The organism is Paracoccus sp. TD-10 (genome assembly GCF_048270675.1).
GTDB classification, from domain to species: domain Bacteria; phylum Pseudomonadota; class Alphaproteobacteria; order Rhodobacterales; family Rhodobacteraceae; genus Paracoccus; species Paracoccus pantotrophus.
Window position 1 is genome coordinate 1452366 of record NZ_CP182419.1, and the last position, 23868, is coordinate 1476233.

The 23868-nt window shown below is 67.8% G+C and carries 21 protein-coding genes; 7 read left to right on the forward strand and 14 right to left on the reverse strand.

The features are described from left to right. Nucleotides 1-106: 106 nt before the first annotated feature. The 3 genes from ACNKFW_RS18150 to ACNKFW_RS18160 all read right to left on the reverse strand — a co-directional run bounded on the left by ACNKFW_RS18150 (nt 107) and on the right by ACNKFW_RS18160 (nt 5178). On the reverse strand, nt 107-3163 hold the full coding sequence (locus ACNKFW_RS18150) for an efflux RND transporter permease subunit (protein WP_147428738.1): 3057 nt from the start codon (nt 3161-3163) through the stop codon (nt 107-109). Further along, on the reverse strand, nt 3160-4326 hold the full coding sequence (locus tag ACNKFW_RS18155; RefSeq protein ID WP_147428737.1) for an efflux RND transporter periplasmic adaptor subunit: 1167 nt from the start codon (nt 4324-4326) through the stop codon (nt 3160-3162). The genes ACNKFW_RS18150 and ACNKFW_RS18155 overlap by 4 nt, the downstream gene beginning before the upstream one ends. A 69-nt stretch (nt 4327-4395) precedes the next feature. After that, nucleotides 4396-5178, reverse strand: a complete 783-nt coding sequence (locus tag ACNKFW_RS18160; RefSeq protein ID WP_024844929.1) for a division plane positioning ATPase MipZ — start codon at nt 5176-5178, stop codon at nt 4396-4398. Between the two features lie 271 nt (nt 5179-5449). Here ACNKFW_RS18160 and ACNKFW_RS18165 point away from each other — a divergent pair, with 271 nt between their 5' ends. Continuing rightward, nucleotides 5450-5698 carry a hypothetical protein gene (locus ACNKFW_RS18165; protein WP_024844930.1) on the forward strand — a complete coding sequence of 83 codons (249 nt, stop codon included), beginning with the start codon at nt 5450-5452 and terminating at the stop codon, nt 5696-5698. Further along, entirely contained in the window at nt 5695-5901 is a 207-nt protein-coding gene (locus ACNKFW_RS18170; protein WP_024844931.1) for a hypothetical protein, read from the forward strand. The genes ACNKFW_RS18165 and ACNKFW_RS18170 overlap by 4 nt, the downstream gene beginning before the upstream one ends. A gap of 121 nt (nt 5902-6022) precedes the next feature. On the opposite strand, the gene rpmE is transcribed toward ACNKFW_RS18170, so the two are convergent. The 9 genes from rpmE to ACNKFW_RS18215 all read right to left on the reverse strand — a co-directional run bounded on the left by rpmE (nt 6023) and on the right by ACNKFW_RS18215 (nt 13458). After that, nucleotides 6023-6244, reverse strand: a complete 222-nt coding sequence (gene rpmE / locus ACNKFW_RS18175) for a 50S ribosomal protein L31 (protein ID WP_011750118.1) — start codon at nt 6242-6244, stop codon at nt 6023-6025. An 11-nt stretch (nt 6245-6255) separates the two neighbouring features. Next, nucleotides 6256-6636, reverse strand: a complete 381-nt coding sequence (gene rplS, locus ACNKFW_RS18180; RefSeq protein ID WP_024844932.1) for a 50S ribosomal protein L19 — start codon at nt 6634-6636, stop codon at nt 6256-6258. Beyond that, a complete protein-coding gene (gene trmD, locus ACNKFW_RS18185; RefSeq protein WP_147428736.1) occupies nt 6633-7502 on the reverse strand; it encodes a tRNA (guanosine(37)-N1)-methyltransferase TrmD in 870 nt (289 codons plus the stop codon). The genes rplS and trmD overlap by 4 nt, the downstream gene beginning before the upstream one ends. Beyond that, nucleotides 7499-8002 (reverse strand): ribosome maturation factor RimM, encoded by a 504-nt coding sequence (rimM, locus tag ACNKFW_RS18190; RefSeq protein WP_024844934.1) that lies wholly within the window; start codon nt 8000-8002, stop codon nt 7499-7501. Before rimM ends, trmD begins: the two co-directional genes overlap by 4 nt. Further along, entirely contained in the window at nt 8002-8376 is a 375-nt protein-coding gene (gene rpsP / locus ACNKFW_RS18195) for a 30S ribosomal protein S16 (RefSeq protein ID WP_024844935.1), read from the reverse strand. The genes rimM and rpsP overlap by 1 nt, the downstream gene beginning before the upstream one ends. 46 nt (nt 8377-8422) lie before the next feature. Next, nucleotides 8423-8719, reverse strand: coding sequence for a chorismate mutase (locus ACNKFW_RS18200; RefSeq protein ID WP_024844936.1), 297 nt, complete (start codon nt 8717-8719; stop codon nt 8423-8425). Between the two features lie 54 nt (nt 8720-8773). Then, the gene (locus ACNKFW_RS18205; protein WP_147428735.1) at nt 8774-9316 is read right to left on the reverse strand and encodes a GNAT family N-acetyltransferase; all 543 of its coding nucleotides are present in this window, start codon (nt 9314-9316) and stop codon (nt 8774-8776) included. Between the two features lie 4 nt (nt 9317-9320). Then, complete coding sequence (ffh, locus tag ACNKFW_RS18210) at nt 9321-10817, reverse strand: signal recognition particle protein (protein WP_024844938.1); 1497 nt, start codon at nt 10815-10817, stop codon at nt 9321-9323. Nucleotides 10818-11499: 682 nt separating this feature from the next. Continuing rightward, on the reverse strand, nt 11500-13458 hold the full coding sequence (locus tag ACNKFW_RS18215; protein WP_147428734.1) for a protein meaA: 1959 nt from the start codon (nt 13456-13458) through the stop codon (nt 11500-11502). Nucleotides 13459-14155: 697 nt separating this feature from the next. Here ACNKFW_RS18215 and ACNKFW_RS18220 point away from each other — a divergent pair. Further along, on the forward strand, nt 14156-15526 hold the full coding sequence (locus ACNKFW_RS18220) for a sigma-54-dependent transcriptional regulator (RefSeq protein ID WP_024844940.1): 1371 nt from the start codon (nt 14156-14158) through the stop codon (nt 15524-15526). Further along, complete coding sequence (locus ACNKFW_RS18225; protein ID WP_024844941.1) at nt 15519-17528, forward strand: sensor histidine kinase; 2010 nt, start codon at nt 15519-15521, stop codon at nt 17526-17528. The genes ACNKFW_RS18220 and ACNKFW_RS18225 overlap by 8 nt, the downstream gene beginning before the upstream one ends. 58 nt (nt 17529-17586) lie before the next feature. Here the strand turns inward: ACNKFW_RS18225 and ACNKFW_RS18230 are convergent, their stop codons facing one another. After that, a complete protein-coding gene (locus tag ACNKFW_RS18230; RefSeq protein WP_024844942.1) occupies nt 17587-19239 on the reverse strand; it encodes an OFA family MFS transporter in 1653 nt (550 codons plus the stop codon). Nucleotides 19240-19809: 570 nt separating this feature from the next. Between ACNKFW_RS18230 and ccrA the strand changes: the two genes are divergently transcribed. The 3 genes from ccrA (at nt 19810) to ACNKFW_RS18245 (ending at nt 23424) form a co-directional block, all read left to right on the forward strand. Beyond that, on the forward strand, nt 19810-21099 hold the full coding sequence (ccrA, locus tag ACNKFW_RS18235; protein WP_024844943.1) for a crotonyl-CoA carboxylase/reductase: 1290 nt from the start codon (nt 19810-19812) through the stop codon (nt 21097-21099). A 267-nt stretch (nt 21100-21366) separates the two neighbouring features. Beyond that, nucleotides 21367-22728 carry an NADP-specific glutamate dehydrogenase gene (gene gdhA, locus ACNKFW_RS18240; RefSeq protein ID WP_024844944.1) on the forward strand — a complete coding sequence of 454 codons (1362 nt, stop codon included), beginning with the start codon at nt 21367-21369 and terminating at the stop codon, nt 22726-22728. A gap of 90 nt (nt 22729-22818) precedes the next feature. Continuing rightward, nucleotides 22819-23424, forward strand: coding sequence for a gamma-glutamyl kinase (locus ACNKFW_RS18245; RefSeq protein WP_147428733.1), 606 nt, complete (start codon nt 22819-22821; stop codon nt 23422-23424). Here the strand turns inward: ACNKFW_RS18245 and ACNKFW_RS18250 are convergent. Further along, nucleotides 23412-23864 (reverse strand): type II toxin-antitoxin system RatA family toxin, encoded by a 453-nt coding sequence (locus ACNKFW_RS18250; protein ID WP_147429175.1) that lies wholly within the window; start codon nt 23862-23864, stop codon nt 23412-23414. The two genes, ACNKFW_RS18245 and ACNKFW_RS18250, sit on opposite strands and share 13 nt — an antisense overlap. Between the last annotated feature and the right edge of the window lie 4 nt (nt 23865-23868).

Sequence of the window (23868 nt, forward strand, 5' to 3'; positions counted from 1 at the left end):
CCCGGCCGCCAGGAACGAAGAAAAGGGGGCCCCCACCGGCCCCCTTTTTCTTTCTTGTCCAAATATCCCGCGGGGGTCCGGGGGCGCGAAGCCCCCGGCAGCGGCCTCACTCGCCGGCCGGCTCCGGTGCCGCGTTCAGCCCGATCCGCCGCCGCAGCCAGCCTGCCACCCGCACCTGCCCGCCATGGATAACCGAGAACAGCGAAGGCACGAACAGCAGCGACAGCAGCGTGGACAGCAGCAGGCCCCCGATCACCGCGATGGCCATGGGCGAACTGAACTCGGCCCCCTCACCGGTGCCAAGGGCCGAGGGCACCATGCCCGCGGTCATGGCGATGGTGGTCATCACGATGGGCCGGGCGCGCTTGTGCACCGCATCCAGGATCGCCTCGCGCTTCTCCACGCCGCGGTCTATGGCGCTGACCGCGAATTCCACCAGCATGATGGCGTTCTTGGTCACGATGCCCATCAGCATCAGGAAGCCGATCACCACCGCCATGCTGATGGAATTGCCGGTCAGGAACAGCGCCAGGATCGCGCCGCCGATGGCCAGCGGCAGCGACATCAGGATCGAGACCGGGGTGACGAAATTGTGAAACAAGAGCACCAGCACCACATAGGTCAGCAGCACGCCCGAGATCATCGCCACGGTGAAGGCCTGGAACACCTCGGCCATGATCTCGGCATCGCCCGAGGGCTGGATCTCGGTCCCGGCCGGCAGCTCGACCCGGTCCTGCAGGGCCGTGACCTGGGCATTGACCGGCCCCAGCAGCGCGCCGCCGGCCAGATTCGCCGAAACCGTCGTGCGATAGCGCCGGTCGTAGCGCCCGATCTCGGTCGCCCCGGCCGAGATCGACACATCCGCCACCGCCTCCAGCGGCACCTGCCCGGCCGAGCTTGGCACCCGCAGGTTGCGCACCGTCATCAGGTCGCGCCGGGCGGACTCGTCCAGCCGCACCATGATCGGGATCTGCTTGTCGCCGGTGTTGAACTTGGCCAGGTTCGATTCCGTGTCCCCCAGCGTCGCCACCCGCAGCGTCGTCGCCAGCGCGCTTGCCGTCACGCCCAGCTGGGCCGCGACCTCGGGGCGGGGATGGACCTGGATCTCGGGCCGTAGCAGGCTGGCCGAGGATGTCACCCCCTCCAGCGTGGACAGGGTCTTCATCGCCGCCATCAGCCGCTCGGCCGCCTCGGCCGCGCCTGCCTCGGTATCGCCCAGCACCGAAATGGACAGGTCGGCATTGCCCTCCTCGTTCTGGAAATTGATCCGCAGGTCGGGGATCTGCGACAGGTCGCGCTTCAACTCGTCCTCGATGGCGAAGCTCGATCGCTCGCGCTCTTCCTTGGGGCCGTAATTGACCATCAGCTTGGCCTTGGCCACGTCGTCCTCGCCGCCATTGACGAAGACCGAGCGCACTTCGGGCACCGCCTTGATGCGCGCCGAGATCATCCTTGCCACGGCTTCGGTTTCCGACACCGTGGCGCCCGGCGGCAATTCGATGCTGATCTGGCTGCGCCCGACATCCGAGGCCGGGATGAACTCGGTCGGCAACAGCGTGGCGGAAAAGATCGAGCCGGCAAAGACCCCCAGCCCCATCAGCAACGTCAGCCCGCGATGGCGCAGCGTCCAGCGCAGCACCGCCATCAGCCTCCGCAGCACCGGTCCGTCGCGCTCCTCGGCCAGCCGCGTGTTGTCGCGCAGGAAATAGGCCGCCAGCATCGGCGTGATCAGCCGCGCCACCAGGAGCGAGAACAGCACCGAAACCGCGACGGTCAAGCCGAACTGCTTGAAATACTGGCCCGGAATCCCGCCCATGAAGCTGACCGGGGCAAAGACCGCGACGATCGAGAAGCTGATGGCGATGACGGTCAGGCCGATCTCGTTCGCGGCCTCCATGCTGGCCTCATAAGCGGGAACGCCCATGTTGATGTGCCGCACGATGTTCTCGATCTCGACGATGGCGTCGTCGACCAGGATGCCGGTGACAAGGGTGATCGCGAGCAGGCTGATGCCGTTCAGCGTGAAGCCCAGCCAATGCATGACGAAGAAGGTCGGGATGATCGACAGGGGCAGCGCCACGGCGGCGATCAGCGTCGCGCGCCAGTTCCTCAGGAACAGGAACACCACCACCACCGCCAGCGCCGCGCCCTCGTAGAGCGTCTCCATGGTCGAGTGATAGCTGCCCGAGGTATAGGTCGTCGCATCGTCGATCAGGGTGATGCGGGTGCCGGGGTTGCGGGCCTCGATCTCGGCGATGCGGGCCTTGGTGCCGTCGCCGGCCTCCAGGTCCGATTCGCCGCTGGCGCGGAAGACGCCGAAGGCCACCACCGGCTGGCCGTCGAGCAGGGCGAACTTGCGTTCCTCGCTGGCGCCGTCGGTGACGCTGCCCAGCTGGTCCAGCCGCACCGTGCGCCCGCCCCCGATCAGGATCGGCGTCGCGGCCAGCCGGGCCACGTCGCCCGCCGATCCCAGCGCACGGATGGAATATTCCGTGCCGGCCAGGTCGCCGCGCCCGCCGCCCATGTCGATGTTCTTGGCCCGCAGCTGCTCCGAGATCTCGGCCGCCGTCAGCCCGAAGGCCAAGATGCGATGCGGGTCCAGATCCACGTTGATCTGCCGGTCGGCGCCCCCGATGCGGGTGATGCTGGCCACGCCCGGCACGGTGGAGAGATCGCGCGACACCACGTCGTCGACGAAATCCGACAGTTCCTCGATGCTCATGCCGGGATTGCTGACGGCATAGGTCAGGATCGCCATGCCGCTGATATCGATGCGGTGGATCAGCGGCTCGACGATGGATTCGGGCAGGTCGGCGCGGACATTGGCCACCGCGTCCTTGACATCGTTGACGGCGCGGTCGGTATCGGTCTCCAGCTCGAACTCGACATAGATGCGGGCCGAACTGTCGGTCGCAGAGGAGGTGATGTGCCGCACGCCGGTGATCGAGGCGATGGAATCCTCGATGGGCTGGATCACCTGCCGGGTCAGTTCCGAGGGCGCGGCACCCGGCTGGCTGACCACCACGCTGACCAGCGGCAGGTCGATGTTCGGCATGGCCGTCACCGCCAGCCGGCTGAAGCTGTAAAACCCCATCAGCATCAGCACCAGGAAGATCGCGATGGGTGGCACCGGATGGCGTATGGACCAGGCCGAGAAGTTCATGGCGCCGCCCGCACCTGGTCGCCGCTGCGGAAGAAGGCGCCGGCGCGGGCCACGACCGTCTCGCCCGGCGCGACGCCTTCCAGGATCTCGCGCCGGCCCTGCCAGATCAGCCCGCCGCGGACCTCGCGCGTCTCGATCCGGCCGTCCTTGACCACCTGCACCCGCTCGCCCGAGGCATCGGCCAGGACGGCTGACGCAGGCACCGTCACCGCCTGCCGCCGGTCGGTGATGATCCAGCCGCTGGCGAAAAGCCCGGTCCGCAACCGCGGATCGGGGTCCAGCGCGATGCGCGCCGGCCCCAGCCGCGTCACCGGATCGACGGCGGCCGGCACCAGGCGCAGCTGGCCCTGGACGCGGCCAAGGCCCGCGACCTCGATCTCGGCGGCATCGCCGGGGTGTAGCTGGCTCAGCGCGGTCTCGATCACATCGGCCTCCAGCTCGACCTCGCCGCCGGCAATCAGGGTGAAAAGCGGCTCGGCCCCGCCGCCGGGAATGGCGCCCAGCCGCACGGTGCGGGCCACCACCAGCCCGTCGACCGGGGCGATGATGCGGGCATGGTCCAGGTTCAGCTGCGCGATGCGCCGCGCCGCATCGGCCTGCGCCAGGGCGGCACGCGCCACGCCCAGCCCGTCCGAGGCCGAGGCCGCAGCCGCGCGCGCCGAGGCCTCGGTGGCGACGGCCTGGTCCAGCACCGCCTGGCTGGCATTGCCGCTTTGCCGCAGGCTGCGGGTGCGCTCCAGCGCCGCAACCGCCTGGGTCAGGCTGGCCTGGGCGCTGGCGATCTGGCTTTCGGCCTGGCTGATCCCGGCCTCGGCGCGCTGATATTCCGCCTCGGCCTGGGCCAGTTGCGCCGACAGCACCTTATCGGACAGCCGCGCCAGCACCTGCCCGGCCTGGACGCGGTCGCCGACCTCGGCCTCGATGCCGGTGATCTCGTGTCCCGAGACGAGGGCATGGACCTGCACCTCCTGCCGGGCGACCAGTGAACCCGAGACCGGCACCCGCGCCTCGATCCAGTCCTGCCGGGCGGTGGCCAGCGTGACCACCGGCAATTCGGGTTGCTCGACGGCACCCGCCGTCTCGGCCATGACCTTGCCGCCCGGCCCCAGGGCCAGGGCCAGGGCCAGCACCGCGATTCGGGTGATCCGGCAGGCTGCCGTCATCGTCCCCTCCAATCCAATCTGCCGCGCAACATAATGGCGCCGGCCATCGGCAACAATGCCGGCCGGGTTTCAGAAGGAAACGCTGACGCCGGGTAGGTTCAGCTCGCCGATCAGCTCGCGCAGTTCCTGCCGGGCGGCGATGTTGGACATGTTGAGCTGTTCCGTGCCGATGTCCTTGAGATCCAAGAGCGTCAATCCGCGCGGAAACAGCTCGCGGAAGATCACCCGCTCGGAGAAGCCCGGCGCCACGCGAAAGCCGATGCGCTTGGACAGCGTGGTCAGCGCGCCACCGACCTTGCGCTTGTTGTGCATGGCCTGCGTGCCCAGCCGGTTGCGCAGCACCAGCCAGTCGATCGGCCCGGCCCCCGCCTCGCCGCGCAGCTGGCGGGCGGACCAGACCATCTCGGCATAGATCGAAGGGCCGAGGATCCTGCCCTCGGGCGACAGGCGCGCCAGAAGGTCGAAATCGACGAAACTGTCGTTCATCGGCGTGATCAGCGTATCGGCCAGCGTATGCGCCATCTGGCTGAGCCGGGTATGCGAGCCGGGACAGTCCAGCAGGATGAAGTCGCATTCCGCCTCGAGCGCGGCCACCGCCTGCGACAAGGGGTCCGGGCCGCCCTGCGTCTCGGGCTCCAGCCGGCCCAGCAGCGGCGTGGGCAGGTCCAGCCCCTCGCGTTGGGCGAAGGCGGCCCGGTTCTCCAGGTAGCGGCCGAAGCTGCGCTGGCGCACGTCCAGGTCCAGCGCACCGACCCGGTGGCCCATGCGCGCCAATGCGGTCGCCACATGCATCGAGGTCGTGGACTTGCCCGAACCGCCCTTTTCGTTCCCGACGACGATGATATGCGCCACGAATCCCCCTGCGATGCCGGCCCGCGTCGCGCCGGACAATAGGCCGCGCCCGGCACGATGAAAAGCGCCGAGACCGGCCGAATCGCGGCCCGGCGCACGCTTTTCGCAGCGGGACAGCCCTGCCCCGCCGGCCGTTCAACCGTTTGTTCCAGCTTCATTCTTTCATCACGACAAAGCCGGTAGATATTTATCTTGAAAAACACGATCAACTATGTCGTTATATAGCGGTGCCGGAAGCCCCGGCCGGGTCAGTCAAGGGAAGGAGCCAAAGATGACCATGCTGAACCATCTGTCGGCCTTTGCCGATCGCGCGCTGCAGGCCGCCATGCCTGCCTCGCCCCGCTATGCCGTCAGCCTGATCGACCGGCGCACGGGCAAGCCGCATCGCATTTCCGGCATTCCGCTGCGGCTGATCACCTGCGACCCCTTCGAGACCGCGCGCGACCTGATGCGCCACCGTGATCCGGCGCGCTGGGATACCGCCATCCATCGCCTCGACCGGAAAGGAGCGATCCAATGATCCACGCCGTTTTCTCTAGGCCGAACCGCGGCTATGCCACCATCGCGCTGTCGCCCTATCAAAGCGCGCAGGGCCCGGTGCTGCGCGAATATCGCGACGGCCGTGTGGTGATCGATACCGGCCGGGGCGAGCTGACCGGCCTGGCGCTGAACCGCACCCCGAGCATGCCGGCCTGGATGCCGATCTTCGGCCTGGCCTATTGAGCCGCCGATCCGTCGCGGCCGGCCTTGCGCCACCGCACGCGCCAGGGCCGCCCACCGCCCGCCGCAACGAGAAACGCCGCCCCCAAGGGGGCGGCGTTCGCAATTCCGGTCGGCAGCGGGATCAGAAGCCCAGGCCGGCGTATTTGTTCTTGAACTTCGACACGCGGCCGCCGGTGTCCATCAGCTTGGCCGAGCCGCCGGTCCAGGCGGGGTGCGAGTTCGGGTCGATGTCCAGCGACATGGTGTCGCCTTCCTTGCCCCAGGTCGAGCGCACCTGATAGGTGGTCCCGTCGGTCATCTTGACCTCGATCAGGTGGTAGTCGGGATGGATGTCTGCTTTCATGGCGCGTCTCCTCAGGCCTTGGCTTCGGCTTTGGGCTTGTAGTTGCTGACCTCGGCGATGCGGGCGGACTTGCCGCGGCGATCGCGCAGGTAATACAGCTTGGCGCGGCGGACGCGGCCACGGCGCACGACAGTGATCGAGTCGATGTTGGTCGAATAAAGCGGGAAGACGCGCTCGACCCCCTCGCCGAACGAGATCTTGCGCACGGTGAACGAGGCGCCGATGCCGCCGCCCTTGCGCGAGATGACCACGCCTTCGTACATCTGCACGCGGGTGCGGGTGCCTTCCGTCACCTTGTAGCCGACGCGAACGGTGTCGCCGGCCTTGAAATCGGGGATGTCCTTGCCGAGCGCGGCGATCTGCTCGGCTTCCAGTTGGGCGATCAGGTTCATCGCTTTGGTTCCTTCGGTTGCTCGCGGTAGTCCCGCGATTGGTCTGATGCGCCCGAGAGCTGTCGGTCCTTTGCCGGGTCCATATGAGCCTGCTCATATGCCCGCCACAGGTCGGGGCGGCGTTCCTTGGTCAGCCTTTCGGCCATGTCGTGCCGCCAATTGGCAATAGCCGCGTGATTGCCGGACAAAAGCACCTCCGGGATCGCGCGGCCTTCCCAAAGGGCGGGCTTCGTGTACTGCGGATGTTCCAGCAGGCCGCCATGGTCCGGGGAAAAGGATTCCTCGGCCAGAGAGTCCTGATTCCCCAGCACGCGCGGTATAAGGCGAACCGTCGCGTCGATCAAGACCTGAGCGGCCAGCTCGCCGCCGGTCAGGACATAGTCGCCGATGCTGATCTCTTCGACGCCATGGGCGTCCAGCACACGCTGGTCCACGCCCTCGAACCGGCCGCAGATCAGGGTCATGCCGGGGCCCTGCGCCAGTTCGCGGGCGCGGGCCTGGGTAAAGGGCTTGCCGCGCGGCGAAAGATAGATCACCGGCAGGTCGGCCCCCGCCTCGCGCAGCGCCGCGTCCATGACATCCGGGCGGATCACCATGCCGGCGCCGCCGCCGGCGGGCGTGTCGTCCACGTTGCGGTGCCGGCCAATGCCAAAGGGACGCAGGTCGATGCTGCGCAGGTTCCACAGCCCCTCGGTCAACGCCCTGCCGGTCAGGGAAAGGCCCAGAACCCCCGGAAAGGCCTCGGGGAACAGCGTGACGACCTGGGCGGTCCAGGCGCCCCTGACCTGCGGCTCGGCCATCAGGTCGCGCGGCTGCAGGCTGGCGCGGATCGACAGCCGGCCGTGGGATCTCGGCGCATCGCTCATTCCTGCTCGTCCGGCGGGTCGGCGACGATGCGGCCGGCGGCCAGGTCCACCGTGGGCACGAAGGCGCGGGTAAAGGGCAAAAGCAGCACCCGCCGCCGGCCGGGCCCGTGGATCTCCAGGATGTCGCCCGCGCCATGGTCATAGATCGCGCGGACCTTGCCGAGCAGCGCCCCGCCGGTGTCATGGACCGACAGGCCGATCAGGTCGGCATGGTAGAATTCGTCGTCCGGCAGCGCCGGAAGCTTGTCGCGGTCGGCCCAGAGCGTGACGCCCTTCAGCGCCTCGGCCTGTTCCCGCGTCTCGACGCCCGACAGCCGGGCGCCAAGCCCGCCCGTCACCGGCCGCGTCAGGCGGACGGTGAACGAGCGGCTGCCGTCTTCGGTATAAAGCGGGGCATAGGCGGCAATATCATTGGGCTGCGAGGTAAAGCTTTTCAGCCTCACCTCGCCCCGGACGCCGAAGGCGCCCGCGATCGCACCGACGCAGACCCGCTCGGTCATTATTCCGAAGCGGCTTCTTCGGCCGGGGCGTTGGCGGCGGCTTCACGCGCGGCGCGCTTTTCGGCGCGTTCCTTGGCGGCCTTGCCGGGCTCGCCCTTCTTCAGGTTCTTGCGCTCGGTCTTTTCCTTGACGCCGGCGGCCTCCAGGAAGCGGGCGACGCGGTCGGTCGGCTGGGCGCCCTGCGACAGCCAGTATTGCACGCGCTCGAGGTTCATCTTGATACGATCCTCGGAATCCTTGGGCAGGAGCGGGTTGTAGGTGCCCAGCTTTTCAAGGAAGCGGCCGTCGCGCGGCATGCGCGAATCGGACGCGACGATGGCGTAATGGGGGCGTTTCTTCGAGCCACCACGGGCCAGGCGGATTTTCATTGCCATTGCGTTTTCTCCTTTGGAATGGCGGGGTTGGCGGGAAGATCCCGCCTCAGGGAAGGAAGGTCTCGTGATGCCGGATCACTTCGGCGATCACGAAGTTCAGGAATTTGCGCGCGAATTCCGGGTCCAGGTCGGCCTCGCGCGCGAGGCGTTCCAGCCGCTCGATCTGGCTCGCCTCGCGGGCGGGATCGGACGGAGGAAGGTCGTGTTCGGCCTTGAGGCGGCCGACGGATTGGGTGTGCTTGAACCGCTCGGCCAGCGTATAGACCAGGATCGCGTCCAGCCGGTCGATGCTGGCGCGATGCTCTTTCAGCAGGGTCGCGGCGCGGGCGGTCGGATCACTCATTCGGGTCTCCAGCGATTGCAATGCGCGGCGCCGCATCTGGACGGGACGCGCCATTCATGCCGCACCTGTGGCGGGATGGCGAAAGACATGCGGCGGCGCGCGGTCGTCGCCGAAATGCGGCGACTCCGCCAAGGGGTCATGCGCGGCACCAAGCCGACGGGCCAGCGCGACCGAACGCACATTCGCCGGGTCGATATAGCTCACCGGCCGCGCCCAGCCGAGCCTGCGGACCGCGAAATCGCGCGCCGCCAGGGCCGCCTCATGCGCATAGCCCCTGCCCTCCAGCCCGCCGGACCACAGCGTCCAGCCGATCTCATGTTCGGGCCAGCCGTCGGGAAACCACGGCCCGACCGCCCCCAGCGCCCGGTCCGATCCGCGCTCGGTCAGCACGAACATGCCATAGCCGCGCAGCACCCAATGGCCGATGAAATGGCCAAAGGCGCGCCAGGACTGGCCGGGCTGCGCCATCGGCCCGCCGACGAAGCCGGCGCGGTCGCTTTCGAAGAAATCGCGCCATGCCGGCCAGTCGCCGGCCTGCGGGGCGCGCAGGACCAGCCGCTCGGTCGTCAGCACGGGCGTGTCGGCAAGCCGGATCATGCGCTCACTTCTTCCCGAACAGGCCGGAAAGCCCGCCCGGCAGGCCCATGCCGCCCAGCTGGCCGCCCAGCCCCTTGGGGTCTTGCAGCATCCGGGTGGCCTCGGCCATCTTCTCGGGATCAACATTGGCCATGTCGGGCAGCCCGCCGCCCTTGCCGGTCATGGCCCGCATGGCCTGTTTCAGCATGCCGCCCTTGCCCATCTTGCCCAGCTTCTTCATCGTGTCGGCCATCTGCTTCTGCATCTTCAGAAGCTTGTTGAGCTCCGACACCTCCATGCCCGCCCCGGCGGCGATACGCTTCTTGCGGCTGGCCTGCAGCAGGTCGGGATTGGCGCGTTCCCTTTTCGTCATCGAGTTGATCAGCGCGATCTGGCGCTTGATCGCCTTGTCGTCGAAGCCGGCGGCCTCGGCCTGCTTGGCCATCTTGCCCATGCCGGGCATCATGCCCATGATCGACTGCATGCCGCCCATCTTGAGCATCTGCTCAAGCTGGCCCCGCAGGTCGTTCATGTTGAACATGCCCTTCTGGAAGCGCTTCATCATGCGCTCGGCCTGCTCGACCTCCAGCACCTCCTGCGCCTTCTCGACCAGCGCCACGATGTCGCCCATGCCGAGGATGCGGCCGGCGATGCGCTGCGCGTCGAAGGCCTCCAGCGCGTCCATCTTTTCGCCCAGGCCCACGAAGCGGATCGGCTTGCCGGTCACGGCGCGCATCGACAGCGCCGCGCCGCCGCGGCCGTCGCCGTCCATCCGGGTCAGCACCACACCCGAGATGCCGACCTTGCCGTCGAACTCGCTGGCGACGTTCACCGCGTCCTGACCGGTCAAGCCGTCCACGACCAAGAGCGTCTCGCGCGGGCTGGCCACGTCGCGGACGGCCTGCACCTCGTCCATCAGCACTTCGTCGATATGCAGCCGGCCGGCGGTGTCGAGCATGTAGACGTCATAACCGCCCAGCGTCGCCTGCTGCTTGGCGCGCCTGGCGATCTGCACCGCATTCTCGCCCGGCACGATGGGCAGGGTGTCGACACCGATCTGCTGGCCCAGGATCGCCAGCTGCTCCATCGCGGCCGGGCGGTTGGTGTCGAGCGAGGCCATCAGCACCCGCTTCTTCTCGCGGTCCTTCAGGCGCTTCGCCAGCTTCGCCGTGGTGGTGGTCTTGCCCGAGCCCTGAAGCCCGACCATCAGGATCGGCGCCGGGGGATTGTCGATCCTCAGCGCATCGGGCGCGCCCTCGCCCTGCAAGACCTTGATCAGTTCGTCATGGACGATCTTGACGACCTGCTGGCCGGGGGTGATCGACTTGGTGACGGCGCTTCCGGTGGCCTTCTGCGTCACCGCCTTGACGAAGCTGCGCGCCACGGGCAGCGAGACATCGGCCTCCAGCAGCGCGACGCGGACCTCGCGCATGGCGGCGGCGACGTCCTCCTCGGACAGCGCGCCCTGCTTGGTCAGCCGGTCGAAGACGCCGCCAAGGCGGTCGGACAGGTTTTCAAACATCGGCGGCCCTCCAATGGTTGCCGTTTGCCCGAAAAGCACGGGCGCGAATAAACAGATGCGCCCCCGTGGGCGCAACGCGCTGACGGGGGGCGATCCCCGGCAAGACGGGGACCGGAAGGACGGACCTTCCGGGAATCCCGGCGTGGATAGGGCCAATACCCGTCAAAGTCAAGCGCGCGCCGGCGGGGCCCGCCCCGGCCGTGGGGAATCCTCGCACTTCGGGAACCGGGCCATGCCCCGTCCCGTCAGCCACTTCCCGGTGCCCTCGTTCGACGCGACGTGCAAGACTTCGCGCTGCACCACCGCAGGGTTGCCTGGGGCCGGGCCCTGCATCCCGCGCAAGCGTTCCGCGCGCCCCGGCGCCATCCGGTCCTGAGCAGACACGTCGCTGCCCGTTTCGCAGCGATGTCCGAGGGGTCGCGAACGCCGAGGCCGGACCCAACCGCAACGGCATCCATGCCGCCGCCGATATCGGCAGGCCGCGGCCGCCCGGCCCATCACATGCCTCCGCCCCTCGTGGCGCCCGTCGTGTGTGTGGGGGGGGGGGCCATCGCCGCGCTTCTTCTGCCGGCGAAGGGCTGACGGCATGGCTGCGATGCGAGTATTTGTGAAACGGTGAAGGATGAAGCCGCGGCCTCTCCTTTCACCGTTTTCCAAATACTCATGAGACCGGGCAACCGGATCAGGCCGCGGCCTCCCTCGGCTCGACCAGAGCGACAATATCCATCATGATGCGGTTGAGTTCGAAATCCTTGGGCGTGTAGACCCGCGCCACGCCCATGCCGAGCAGCCTCTCCGCGTCTTCGTCGGGGATGATGCCGCCGACCACGACCGGGACATGCGAAAGGCCAGCTGCACGCATGCGCTCCATCAGTTCCTCGATCAGCGGCAGGTGGCTGCCCGACAGGATCGACAGGCCGACGACATGGGCATTGTCCTCGGCGGCGCGGGTCACGATCTGCTCGGGGGTCAGGCGGATGCCTTCATAGGTGATGTCCATGCCGCAGTCGCGGGCGCGGAAGGCGATCTGCTCGGCGCCGTTGGAATGGCCGTCGAGGCCGGGCTTGCCGACCAGGAACTTCAGCCGCCGGCCCAGGCGGCGGCTGACGGCATCCACGGCCTCGCGGATCGGCTCGAGCCCCTCGGTGCGGTTCGAGGGGCTGGTCGAGACCCCGGTCGGGCCGCGATATTCGCCATGCACCTGGCGCATCACCGCCGCCCATTCGCCGGTGGTCGCCCCGGCCCTGGCCGCGGCGATCGAGGGCGGCATCACGTTCTGCCCCCCCTGCGCGGCATCGCGCAGCGCGGCGAGGGCGGCCTCGACGGCCGGCTCGTCGCGCGCTTCGCGCCAGGCACGCAGCCGGGCGACCTGATCCTGCTCGACCGCCGGGTCCACGACCATAATGCCGCCATCGCCCGCGGTCAGCGGCGAGGGCTCGCCCTGCTGCCAGCGGTTGACGCCCACCACCACCGTCTCGTTCGCCTCGATCCGGTTCAGCCGCTCGGCATTCGATTCGACCAGCCGTGACTTCATGTATTCGATGGCGGCGATGGCACCGCCCATCTCGTCCAGCGTCGCCAGTTCGGCGCGGGCGCCGGATTTCAGCTCCTCGACCTTGGCGGCAATCACCGGGTTGCCGTCGAAAAGGTCGCCGTATTCCAGCAGGTCCGTCTCATAGGCGACGATCTGCTGCATGCGCAGCGACCATTGCTGGTCCCAGGGCCGCGGCAGGCCCAGGGCCTCGTTCCAGGCCGGCAATTGCACGGCGCGGGCGCGGGCGTTCTTCGACAGCGTGACCGCCAGCATCTCCAGCAGGATGCGGTAGACGTTGTTTTCCGGCTGCTGCTCGGTCAGGCCCAGGCTGTTCACCTGCACGCCATAGCGGAAGCGGCGGTATTTCTCGTCCTCGATGCCATAGCGGGTGCGGCAGATTTCGTCCCAGAGCTCGGTGAAGGCGCGCATCTTGCACAGCTCGGTCACGAAGCGGATGCCGGCATTGACGAAGAAGCTGATGCGCCCGACCATGGCCGGGAAATCCTGCGGCTCGACCTTGGTCTTCAGGTCGTCCAGCACCGCGATGCCGGTGGCCAGAGCATAGGCCAGTTCCTGCTCGGGCGTCGCCCCCGCCTCCTGCAGGTGGTAGGAACAGACGTTCATCGGGTTCCATTTCGGCAGGTGCTTGGCCGTATAGGCCGCGACGTCGGTGATCATGCGCAGCGAGGGTTTCGGCGGGCAGATATAGGTGCCGCGCGACAGGTATTCCTTGATGATGTCGTTCTGCACCGTGCCTTGCAGCCTGGCGATGTCGGCGCCCTGCTCCTCGGCCACGGCGATATAGAGCGACAGGAGCCAGGGCGCCGTCGCATTGATCGTCATCGAGGTGTTCATCTGCTCAAGCGGGATCTGGTCGAAGAGCATGCGCATGTCGCCCAGGTGGCAGATCGGCACGCCGACCTTGCCGACCTCGCCCCGCGCCAGGACATGGTCGCTGTCATAACCGGTCTGGGTCGGCAGGTCGAAGGCCACCGAAAGCCCGGTCTGCCCCTTGGCGAGGTTGCCTCGATAGAGTGCGTTGGATTTCTCGGCGGTCGAATGGCCCGCATAGGTGCGGAAGAGCCAGGGTTTGTCTTTCTCGGCCACGATTGCCCTCGCAACAATATTACGACTGGCCAAGCGATAGCGTAACAATCCTGCCCGGTCAATTCGCCGCAGCGCAGAGAGAGTTTTTTGCCGCGATCATCGGCGGGCTACTGAATCGGCAGGCGGTTAAGGCCCATTTCTGGGGTTTCGGCACCCATTTCCCAGGTCATTAGCGCCCATCCGATCGGTTCGATCAGTTATTTTATTTTATTACAATCACTTACCAGACCGGCCTGAAACCGGCAGTTCGGATCGCTCATCGCTCTGCCTGACGACCGCCCTTCGGCTCCTCCCGTTGACGAAACAGCCGCTGCCGAAGATGGTCGCAACACGCCCTCCGGGGCTGGCGACCATGCAGATGCAGAAGACCGCCGCTCTGGACCCCACCCGTTCCGCCCTTCTCCACCGGCAAGGCACCGCTCTCGCGACCGATGCGGGCTTGGCCTTGAAAGCCGGCCGTCATGCCTGCCGATTCCGCCCCTGCCATGACCCGCATCCCTTTCGCCGAGACCCGCTTTCCGCTTGCAGGCCGGCCCCAGGCCGAGATCCGGTTGCGCCTGAGGCGGCCTTGCCGAGAGATCCGGACATTTTGTCTGTATTTTTTGGACAAACTGTCTGTTGATCTTTTGTTCTGGATTGCGCGGAATGCTTGCCAGGGAGCGGTTCCCGGTGCGACTGTCCGGGCAGGGAGCGCAGCATGGCAGGCGAGAACGACCCCCGTGCCGTGCCGGCCGCCGCCGATGGCGGGGCGCTGGCGCAGGCGACGATCCTGGTGATCGAGGACGAACCGGGGATGCGCCATTTCCTGGAACGGATCCTGGCGCCCAAATGCCGCGGCCTCCGGCTGGCGGCGAATACGGCCGAGGCCAGCAGGCTGATCGCCGAGACCGATTTCGACCTGGTGATCCTCGACAACATGATGGAGGGGCAGCGCGGCGTGGAATGGCTGCGCGACCAGCGGGCCCTGGGCTTCTTTCCGCCCGCGATCATGACCACCGGCCATGCCGACCTGGAAACGGCGATCCGGGCCGTGCAGGCCGGCGCCTCGGATTTCCTGCTGAAGCCGTTTCGCACCAACCAGCTGCTGGCGGCGGCGGCGCGCTGCCTGGACCGCGAAAGGCTGCGGCGCGAGAACCTGGTGCTGCAGCAGGAGCTGCGCAACAATGTCGACCTGGGCCGGATGCGCGAGGAGCTGATCGGCAGCTCGCCCGCCATCGAGCGGGTGCGCCAGCTGATCGCGCGCGTCGCGGCGGCGCCCAGCTCGGTGCTGGTCACCGGCGATTCCGGCACCGGCAAGGAGGTCGCGGCGCGAATGATCCACGCGCTGTCGGACCGGGCCGAGATGCCCTTCGTCGCGGTGAACTGCGCCGCGATCCCGCCCGACATGCTGGAGGACGAGCTGTTCGGCCATGTCCGGGGCGCCTTTCCCGGCGCCGACCGCGACCGCGAGGGGCTGTTCGCCTCGGCCCGCGGCGGCACGCTGTTCCTGGACGGGGTCGCCGAACTGCCGGTCGGCCTGCAGGCCAAGCTGCTGCATGCCATCGACGACCGCCGCATCCGGCCGCTGGGCTCCGAGCGCGAGACCGTGGTGGACCTGCGGCTGGTCTTTGCCGCCAGCACCGACCTGGACCGTGCCGTGGCCGAGGGGCGGCTGCGGGCCGACCTGCTTTACCGCATCAACGTGCTGCATATCGCGATGCCGCGACTGGCGGAACGCGGCGGCGACATGTTCGACCTGGCCGCGCTGTTCATGGAGGGGCTGTCGCGCAAGCTGGGGCTGCCGGCGGTGCCGATCACCCCCGAGGTGCGGGCGAACATGGCCGCCTATGACTGGCCCGGCAATGTGCGCGAATTGCGCAACGCCGTCGAGCGGGCGCTGATCCTGGGCCGGTTCACGCCGCTGACCGCCACCCTCGGCGGCCGCGACGGCCCGACCCTGGCCGAGATCGAGCGCCGCGCCATCCTGGGCACGGTGGCCGCCTTCGACGGCGACCGCGAGGCGGCGGCGGCGCGGCTGGGCATCTCGCGCAAGACCATCGACCGCAGGCTGGCGGACTGGAATGGCTGAGGCGGCGCGGCCAATCCGCCATTCCGTCCGCCACAAGCTGCTGGCCATCGCCCTGCTGCCGGTGCTGGTGATCCTGCCGGTCCTGCTGGGGCTGACCATGTATCAATGGTCGCTGAAATTCGACCGGCTGCTGCTGGTCAAGGTCAACAGCGACCTGACCGTGGCCAGGCAATACCTGGACCATATCCTGGACACGACCGGCGAGCGGATCGAGATGCTGGCGCGCTCGGCGGAATTTTCCCGCACGACCGACATGGCGGCGCTGCTGGACAGGCAGCGCCGGCGGCTGGGGCTGGACTACCTTTACCTGGCCGGGCCGGACGGGCGGATCCTGGCCGCCAGCCCCGCCGGGGCCCGGCCCGGCCCGCCGGCAGGGCCGGCCCCGGCGCGGGGGGCGCGCAGCACGCTTGCCCTGCTCGAGCGGGAGCAGCTGCGCGCCATTGCCCCTGCCCTTGCCGCCCGGGCCGAGATGAGCCGGCCGCGCGACGCTGTCGCGGGCGGCTCGGCGGCGGAAACCCGGGGCCTGGTCGCGCAATCCGTCGTCGCGGCCAGGCTGCCCGGCTCCGGCAGCGACCCCGGCGGCGGCACTGGCGGCGGCGGGGCGGTGATGGTCGCGGGCCTGCTTCTGAACGGCAACCTTTCCGTCGTGGACAGCATCAACGCGCTGGTCTACCCGCCCGGCAGCCTGCCCGAGCAAAGCCGCGGCACCACCTCGCTGTTCCTGGGCGACCTGCGGATCGCGACCAATGTCACCGATGCCGGCGGCGCCCGGGCCCTGGGCACCCGCGCCTCGGCCGCGGTGCGCGAGCGGGTGATCGGCCGGGGCGAGGTCTGGCTGGACCGGGCGCTGGTGCTGGAGCAATGGTATGTCTCGGCCTATGCGCCGCTGCGCGACGGGGCCGGCAAGGCCATCGGCATGATCTATGTCGGCATCCTCGAGCAGCCCTTTGCCGAGGCCAAGCGCCGTACCCTGGCCTGGGTGCTGGCCGGCTTCCTGCTGGCGGCGCTGGTGACGGTGCCGGTGTTCCTGCTTTGGGCGCGCAGCATCTTCCGGCCGCTGGAGCGGATCGGCGCGACCTTCGACAGGGTCCGGGCCGGCGACCTGGCGGCACGCACCGGCGTCACCCGCGGCGATGACGAGATCGGCGCGCTTGCCCTGGCACTCGACGGGGTGCTGGCGCGGCTGCAGGAACACGACCGGCGGCTGCGCGCCTGGAACAGCACCCTGAACCGGCGCGTCGAGGCGCGCACCGCGGCCCTGCACCGGGCCGCGCGCGAGCTGGAGGCCGCGACCTACCAGCTGGTGCAATCCGAAAAGCTGGCCGCCCTGGGCGAGATCTCGGCCGGGATCGCGCATGAGGTGAACAATCCGCTCGCGGTGATCCAGGGCAACCTGGACGTGCTGCGCGAGACCCTGGGCCCGGCCGCCGCCCCGGCCGAGACCGAGCTGCGGCTGATCGACGAACAGGTGCAGCGCATCTCGCAGATCGTGACCCAGCTGCTGGACTTCGCGCGGGCAGACCAGCCCGGCACCGATCCCGCCGCCGATCCTGGCACCGATCCGGCCCGGGCCCTGGCCGATTGCCTGCCGCTGGTGGGGCATATGCTTGCGCGCTCCTCGGTCGCGCTGCGCCAGGACATCCGCGCGACCCGGGCGGTCCGCATCGGCCGCATCGCCTTGCAGCAGGTGCTGGTCAACCTGATCGTCAACGCGGTCCATGCCATGCCGGAGGGCGGCGAGATCCGCATCCTCGGGCGGAACGAGGATCGCGGCGGCGCGCCGGGGGTGCTGCTGGAGGTCGCCGACGATGGCGAGGGCATCCCGGCGGCGCTTCAGGAGCGCCTGTTCGACCCCTTCGTCACTGGCCGCGCGGGCCGCGGCGGCACCGGCCTGGGCCTGTCGATCTGCCGCAGGCTGATCGAGCGGCAGGGCGGCAGCATCGCCGTCAGCAGCGGCAGCGGCGGCGGCAGCAGCTTCCGCATCTGGCTGCCCGCGGCGTGACCGGCAAGAGCCCCTGCGGCCATGCCGGCGCCATGGCCGCCGATGCCGGGCGGCCGGTTCATCCGAACAGCGCCGCCGTCTTCATCGCGGTCATCCACACGCCCCAGGCCAGCGGGATGCAGACCGCCGCCCAGGCCAGCAGCGCAGCAAGGTCGAAACGCCCGCGGTCGATGCCGAACGACCCGCTCTGGACAGGGCCGGCCGTGGCGGCGCTGGCCTGCAGGGCCGCGACCGCTTCGGGCTTCATGAACCATTTCTCGTCCAGCGGCCGCACCAGGGCGTTGCAGACGAGGCCCAGGGCAAGAAAGCCCGCGAGAATGTACATGGTATAGTCATAGGCCTGCGCCCGCGGCACGCCGGCCGCGATCTGCGCCTCGCGCAAATAGTTGACCACCACCGGACCGACGATCCCCGCCGTGGCCCAGGCGGTCAGCAGCCGGCCATGGATCGCGCCCACGAACTGCGTGCCGAAGACATCCGCCAGATAGGCCGGCACGGTCGAAAACCCGCCGCCATACATCGAGATGATGACGCAGATCATCGCCACGAACAGCACCTGGTTGCCCGAATGCGCCGCGCTTGGCGCCAGGGTGTAAAGTACGATCCCCAGCCCGAAGAAGATGAAATAGGTGGTCTTGCGCCCCAGCCGGTCCGAGGCCGAGGCCCAGCACAGCCGCCCGGCGATATTGAACAGCGACAGCAGCCCCGCGAAGCCGGCGGCAATCGCCGCGACCGCCGCCTTCTGGCCCGCATCCAGCTGGGTGAAGCCCAGATCGGGCCGTCCGACCAGGCGGCCGGCAAAGATCTCCTGCAGCATCGGCGACGCCATGCCGATCACCCCGATCCCGGCCGAGACATTCAGGCACAGCACCAGCCAGATCAGCCAGAATTGCCGCGTCTTGTGCGCATCCCCCACATGCACATGATGCTGGGTGATCATCTCGCCCCGAGGCGCGCGCGCCTTGGGCTGCCAGCCTTCGGGCTTCCATCCCGCGGGCGGCACGCGATAGCCGAACGACCCGGCCATCATGAACACGAAGTAAATCGCGGCCATGACGAAGAAGGCCTGCCAGACGCCGACCTCGGTCGGGGACTGGAAATGGTTCATCAGCCGGTCCGCCAGCGGCGCCCCGATCATCGCGCCGCCGCCAAAGCCCATGATCGCCATTCCCGTCGCCAGGCCGCGCCGGTCCGGGAACCACTTGATCAGCGTCGAGACCGGGGAGATATAGCCAAGCCCCAGCCCGATCCCGCCGATAAAGCCCGAGCCGAGCCACATGAGCCAAAGCTGATGGCTCATCACCCCGATGCCCGAAATGACCATGCCGCCGCACCAGCAGAATGCCGCGACGACCCCGGCCTTGCGCGGCCCCGCCGTTTCCAGCCACCCGCCCCACAGCGCCGCCGAGGAGCCCAGCAGAACGAAGAACAGCGTATAGATCCAGCCCAGATCCGCGATGCGCCAGTCGCAACTGGTCGTCACCAGCGCCGCAAGGACGCTCATCCCTTCGCAGACAACAGGCGCGCTGAGGCCGATGGCCCGCGACAGGGGCAGCCAGAACACCGAAAAGCCGTAGGCCATGCCGATACACAGATGAATCGCCAGCGCGGTTGGCGGCACCAGCCACCGGTTGAAGCCAGGCTGCGCAATCGTGCGCTCGCGAGACAGTAATGGCGTTCGGAATCCCGTAGCGTCTTCTATGGCTGTCATCGCTTCCCTCCCCTGAAATAGACTGCGTGTGGCATCCGGAGTGGATCGCAAGATCCGTGTCGCCCCGCCCCTTCCTGAGGATCAAGGCCCGTCGCAAGACCCTCCCCCTTGGGTCGCGCAGGCAGTTTCTGAATTGAAGATATTGATTTCAATGGACAATATGTCCATCCAGCCGGACAAGTTGTCCAAGCCCGTCATAAAGCCGAGCGATGACGCGCCCTGGCGAGCTAAATGAATGAATTATTCCATTGCCGCGGCGGACATCGGTTTTCCGCTCGGCCGGACACCGGCGCGGGAAGCCCGGCCCTGCACCGTCCGGCTGCTGGCCAAGGCCCGACCGGGGTGGCAGCGGGACGATCGACAAGGCCTTGGAAATGCCCGCGCAAGGGACGAGGCGCGGGTCTCCGCTGCATCGCGGCGGTTCGCAGATTCGTTACGACAGATTATTACAATTTCCGCGTCAGGAATATTGCAATGTTGCGCAGACCCTCTTACAACCGGCTCTGCAACCCGCACTGATTCTGCGCCGCGGCGGAAGCCCGGCGGAAAGCGGCAAAAGAGGACTCTGAGATGGCCCTGGACCAACCCACCCCGATCGCGCCCTATGACGCACCGGAAAAGGATCTCTACGAGATCGGCGAGATGCCGCCTCTGGGCTATGTGCCCAAGCAGATGTACGCCTGGGCCATCCGCCGCGAACGTCACGGCGAGCCCGACAAGGCGATGCAGGTCGAGGTGGTGGAAACTCCCGCCATCGACAGCAATGAGGTGCTGGTCCTGGTGATGGCGGCGGGCGTCAACTACAACGGCATCTGGGCCGGCCTCGGGGTGCCGATCAGCCCCTTCGACGGCCATGGCGCGCCCTATCACATCGCGGGCTCGGACGCCTCGGGCATCGTCTGGGCGGTGGGCGACAAGGTCAAGAACTGGAAGGTCGGCGACGAGGTCGTCATCCATTGCAACCAGGACGACGGCAATGACGAGGAATGCAACGGCGGCGACCCGATGTATTCGCCCAGCCAGCGCATCTGGGGCTACGAGACGCCGGACGGCAGCTTCGCCCAGTTCACCCGCGTGCAGGCCCAGCAGCTGATGAAGCGCCCGCGCCACCTGACCTGGGAGGAATCGGCCTGCTACACGCTGACGCTGGCCACCGCCTACCGGATGCTGTTCGGGCACGAGCCGCATGAGCTGAAGCCGGGCATGAACGTGCTGGTCTGGGGCGCCTCGGGCGGGCTTGGCAGCTTCGCGATCCAGCTCATCAACGCCGCCGGCGCCAATGCGGTCGGCGTCATCAGCGACGAGGACAAGCGCGACTTCGTCATGTCGCTGGGCGCCAAGGGCGTCATCAACCGCAAGGACTTCAAGTGCTGGGGGCAACTGCCCAAGGTGAACACGCCCGAATACAAGGAGTGGTTCAACGAGGTGCGCAAGTTCGGTAAGGCGATCTGGGACATCACCGGCAAGGGCAACAATGTCGACATCGTCTTCGAACATCCCGGCGAGGCGACCTTCCCGGTCTCGACCTTCGTCTGCAAGAAGGGCGGCATGGTGGTGATCTGCGCCGGCACCTCGGGCTTCAACTGCACCTTCGACGTGCGCTACATGTGGATGCACCAGAAGCGCCTGCAGGGCAGCCATTTCGCGCATCTGAAACAGGCCAGCGCCGCCAACAAGCTGATGCTGGAACGCCGCATCGACCCCTGCATGTCCGAGGTCTTTCCCTGGGCCGAGATCCCGGCCGCGCATCTGAAGATGCTGCGCAACGAACACAAGCCCGGCAACATGGCGGTGCTGGTGCAGGCCCCCGTGACCGGGCTGCGCACCTTCGAGGACGCGCTGGAGGCGGGGCGCCGCTGACCCCGATCCCGGCGCATGCGGACCGCCCGGCGCGAGAAGGCGCCGGGCGGTCTTTTCCTTGCCAAGGCCGCGACAAAAAGCCGCTGCCTTGGCAACGGGCAGAAGGCAATCGCGCTAACCACTGATATTCATGGGATTATTCCCAACGCCCGCCGACGTTACGCCAAAAAAACGGGCATTTTGCCCGAATATTGCTCTTGCCCCATTCAAACTGCCCGCACCTTGGGCTAAGGAGCCCTCCGACCCCAAGGGAAAGGATTCCGCGACATGCCGCAGATCGACGACAAGCTTGCCCCCATCTATGAGGAGGTGGTCCGCCGCAACGCGGGCGAGCCCGAATTCCACCAGGCCGTGCGCGAGGTTCTGGAAAGCCTTGGCCGCGTCGTCGCCAAGCGCCCCGACTACCTGGAAGACGCGCTGATCGAGCGCATCTGCGAACCCGAACGCCAGATCATCTTCCGCGTGCCGTGGACCGACGACAAGGGCCGCGTGCAGATCAACCGCGGCTTCCGGGTGCAGTTCTCCTCGGCCATGGGCCCCTACAAGGGCGGGCTGCGCTTCCACCCCTCGGTGAACGTGGGCATCATCAAGTTCCTGGGCTTCGAGCAGATCTTCAAGAACGCGCTGACCGGCCTGCCCATCGGCGGCGGCAAGGGCGGCTCGGACTTCGACCCCAAGGGCCGCTCGGACGGCGAGATCATGCGCTTTTGCCAAAGCTTCATGACCGAGCTTTACCGCCACCTGGGCGAATATACCGACGTGCCCGCCGGCGACATCGGCGTGGGCGCGCGCGAGATCGGCTACATGTTCGGGCAATACAAACGCCTGACCAACCGCTACGAGGCGGGCGTGCTGACCGGCAAGGGCCTGTTCTACGGCGGCTCGCTGGCGCGCAAAGAGGCGACCGGCTACGGCAACACCTATTTCACCCAGGCCATGCTGAAGACCGGCGGCACCGATTTCGACGGCAAGACGGTCGTGGTCTCGGGCTCGGGCAATGTCGCGATCTACACCATCGAGAAGGTGCAGGAATTCGGCGGCAAGGTCATCGCCTGCTCGGACAGCTCGGGCTATATCGTGGACGAGGGCGGCATCGACCTCGGCCTCCTCAAGGAAATCAAGGAAGTGCGCCGCGGCCGCATCTCGCAATACGTGCGGATGAAGGGCGAAGGCAACGGCGCCTATTTCGTGAAATCCGGCGAGGGCTCGATCTGGGACGTGGCCTGCGAGGTCGCCATGCCTTCGGCCACGCAGAACGAGCTGACCGGCAAGGATGCCGCGAAGCTGGTCAAGAACGGCGTGACCGCGGTCGGCGAGGGCGCGAACATGCCCTGCACCCCCGAGGCGATCCGCACCTTCCAGCAGGCCGGCGTCAAGTTCGGGCCCGGCAAGGCGGCAAATGCGGGCGGCGTCGCCACCTCGGCGCTGGAGATGCAGCAGAACGCCTCGCGCGACCGCTGGACCTTCGAGAAAACCGAGGCCAAGCTGGCCGAGATCATGCGCGACATCCATGACAGCTGCTACAGCACGGCCGAGGAATTCGGCGCGCCGGGCGATTACGTCATCGGCGCCAACATCGCCGGCTTCATCCGCGTGGCCGAGCCGATGCGCGCCTTCGGCGTGATCTGATGCCGCAGCGGGCGGGCCGTATCCCGGCCCGCCTTGCCAGCACCGGCCGGGACCGCTAAGCGGCGGCATGGCCGTGTTCATGTCCCTCTCATGCTGATCTTTCTCCAGCCCCGCCTCGTGCTTCTGTCGGTGCCCAAGACCGGGACGACGGCGCTGGAACAGGCGCTGGCGCCCAGGGCCGAGATCGTCTTTCGCAGCCGCCCCGAGATCAAGCACCTGAACCTGCGGCACTATCTGGCCCGCATCCGGCCGCTGCTCGAGCCGCTGGGCGAGCCCGCGTTCGAAACCGTCGCGGTGATCCGCGAGCCGCTCGACTGGCTGCGCAGCTGGTATCGCTTTCGCGCCCGCGACGAGCTGATCGGCCATCCGAACAGCACCGCCCTTGTCAGCTTCCAGCGTTTCGTGGACGATTACCTGCGCCCCGGCGAACGCCCCGCCCATGCCCGGCTGGGCCGGCAATCCGATTTTCTGGTGGACGATGACGGCCAGATCGCAGTCGATCACATCTTCCGCTACGAGGCGATGCCGGCACTGACGCAATTCCTGACACAACGCCTGGGCAAGCCGATCGAGTTGCGGCGCAGCAATGTCTCGCCCCCCGCCGTCACCGACCTGCCGCCCGAGGCCGAGGCGCGGCTGCGCACCGCCCTGGCCGCCGACCACGCCATCTGGCAAAACGCGCGTCAGGCGCCGTAAAGCGCCTTGGCGCGATCCTCGAAGGCGCGCACGATGCGCATCATCGCCTCGCCGAAGACCACGCCGATCACCTTGCCGAGGATGGCGTTGCGGAACTCGAAATCGACGAAGAACTCGACCTTGCAGCCGCCCTCCGGCAGGTCGGCGAAGCTCCAGCCGCTGCGCAGGTACTTGAAGGGCCCGTCCAGATATTCGGTGTCGATCCGCTTCGTCTCGGGCCACAGCGTCACGCGCGAGCCGAAGCGTTCGCGAAACACCTTGAAGCTGATGACCAGGTCGGCCTCGACCACCTCGCTGCCCGAGGCGCCGGGCCGACGCGCCCGGATACGCGCGGCGGTGTTCCAGGGCAGGAACTCGGGGTATCTTTCGATATCGGCCACCAGCGCATACATCTGGTCGGCGGTATAGGGCAGGATTCGGCTGTCGCTATGCTGAGGCAAGAGG

Excerpts from the sequence above, each read along its gene's own strand:
- ACNKFW_RS18150 (WP_147428738.1), bottom strand. The coding sequence starts at position 3,163 with ATGAACTTCTCGGCCTGGTCCATACGCCATCCGGTGCCACCCATCGCG.
- ACNKFW_RS18155 (WP_147428737.1), bottom strand. The coding sequence starts at position 4,326 with ATGACGGCAGCCTGCCGGATCACCCGAATCGCGGTGCTGGCCCTGGCC.
- ACNKFW_RS18165 (WP_024844930.1), top strand. The coding sequence starts at position 5,450 with ATGACCATGCTGAACCATCTGTCGGCCTTTGCCGATCGCGCGCTGCAG.
- ACNKFW_RS18170 (WP_024844931.1), top strand. The coding sequence starts at position 5,695 with ATGATCCACGCCGTTTTCTCTAGGCCGAACCGCGGCTATGCCACCATC.
- rpmE (WP_011750118.1), bottom strand. The coding sequence starts at position 6,244 with ATGAAAGCAGACATCCATCCCGACTACCACCTGATCGAGGTCAAGATG.
- rplS (WP_024844932.1), bottom strand. The coding sequence starts at position 6,636 with ATGAACCTGATCGCCCAACTGGAAGCCGAGCAGATCGCCGCGCTCGGC.
- trmD (WP_147428736.1), bottom strand. The coding sequence starts at position 7,502 with ATGAGCGATGCGCCGAGATCCCACGGCCGGCTGTCGATCCGCGCCAGC.
- rimM (WP_024844934.1), bottom strand. The coding sequence starts at position 8,002 with ATGACCGAGCGGGTCTGCGTCGGTGCGATCGCGGGCGCCTTCGGCGTC.
- rpsP (WP_024844935.1), bottom strand. The coding sequence starts at position 8,376 with ATGGCAATGAAAATCCGCCTGGCCCGTGGTGGCTCGAAGAAACGCCCC.
- ACNKFW_RS18200 (WP_024844936.1), bottom strand. The coding sequence starts at position 8,719 with ATGAGTGATCCGACCGCCCGCGCCGCGACCCTGCTGAAAGAGCATCGC.
- ACNKFW_RS18205 (WP_147428735.1), bottom strand. The coding sequence starts at position 9,316 with ATGATCCGGCTTGCCGACACGCCCGTGCTGACGACCGAGCGGCTGGTC.
- ffh (WP_024844938.1), bottom strand. The coding sequence starts at position 10,817 with ATGTTTGAAAACCTGTCCGACCGCCTTGGCGGCGTCTTCGACCGGCTG.
- ACNKFW_RS18220 (WP_024844940.1), top strand. The coding sequence starts at position 14,156 with ATGGCAGGCGAGAACGACCCCCGTGCCGTGCCGGCCGCCGCCGATGGC.
- ACNKFW_RS18225 (WP_024844941.1), top strand. The coding sequence starts at position 15,519 with ATGGCTGAGGCGGCGCGGCCAATCCGCCATTCCGTCCGCCACAAGCTG.
- ACNKFW_RS18230 (WP_024844942.1), bottom strand. The coding sequence starts at position 19,239 with ATGACAGCCATAGAAGACGCTACGGGATTCCGAACGCCATTACTGTCT.
- ccrA (WP_024844943.1), top strand. The coding sequence starts at position 19,810 with ATGGCCCTGGACCAACCCACCCCGATCGCGCCCTATGACGCACCGGAA.
- gdhA (WP_024844944.1), top strand. The coding sequence starts at position 21,367 with ATGCCGCAGATCGACGACAAGCTTGCCCCCATCTATGAGGAGGTGGTC.
- ACNKFW_RS18245 (WP_147428733.1), top strand. The coding sequence starts at position 22,819 with ATGCTGATCTTTCTCCAGCCCCGCCTCGTGCTTCTGTCGGTGCCCAAG.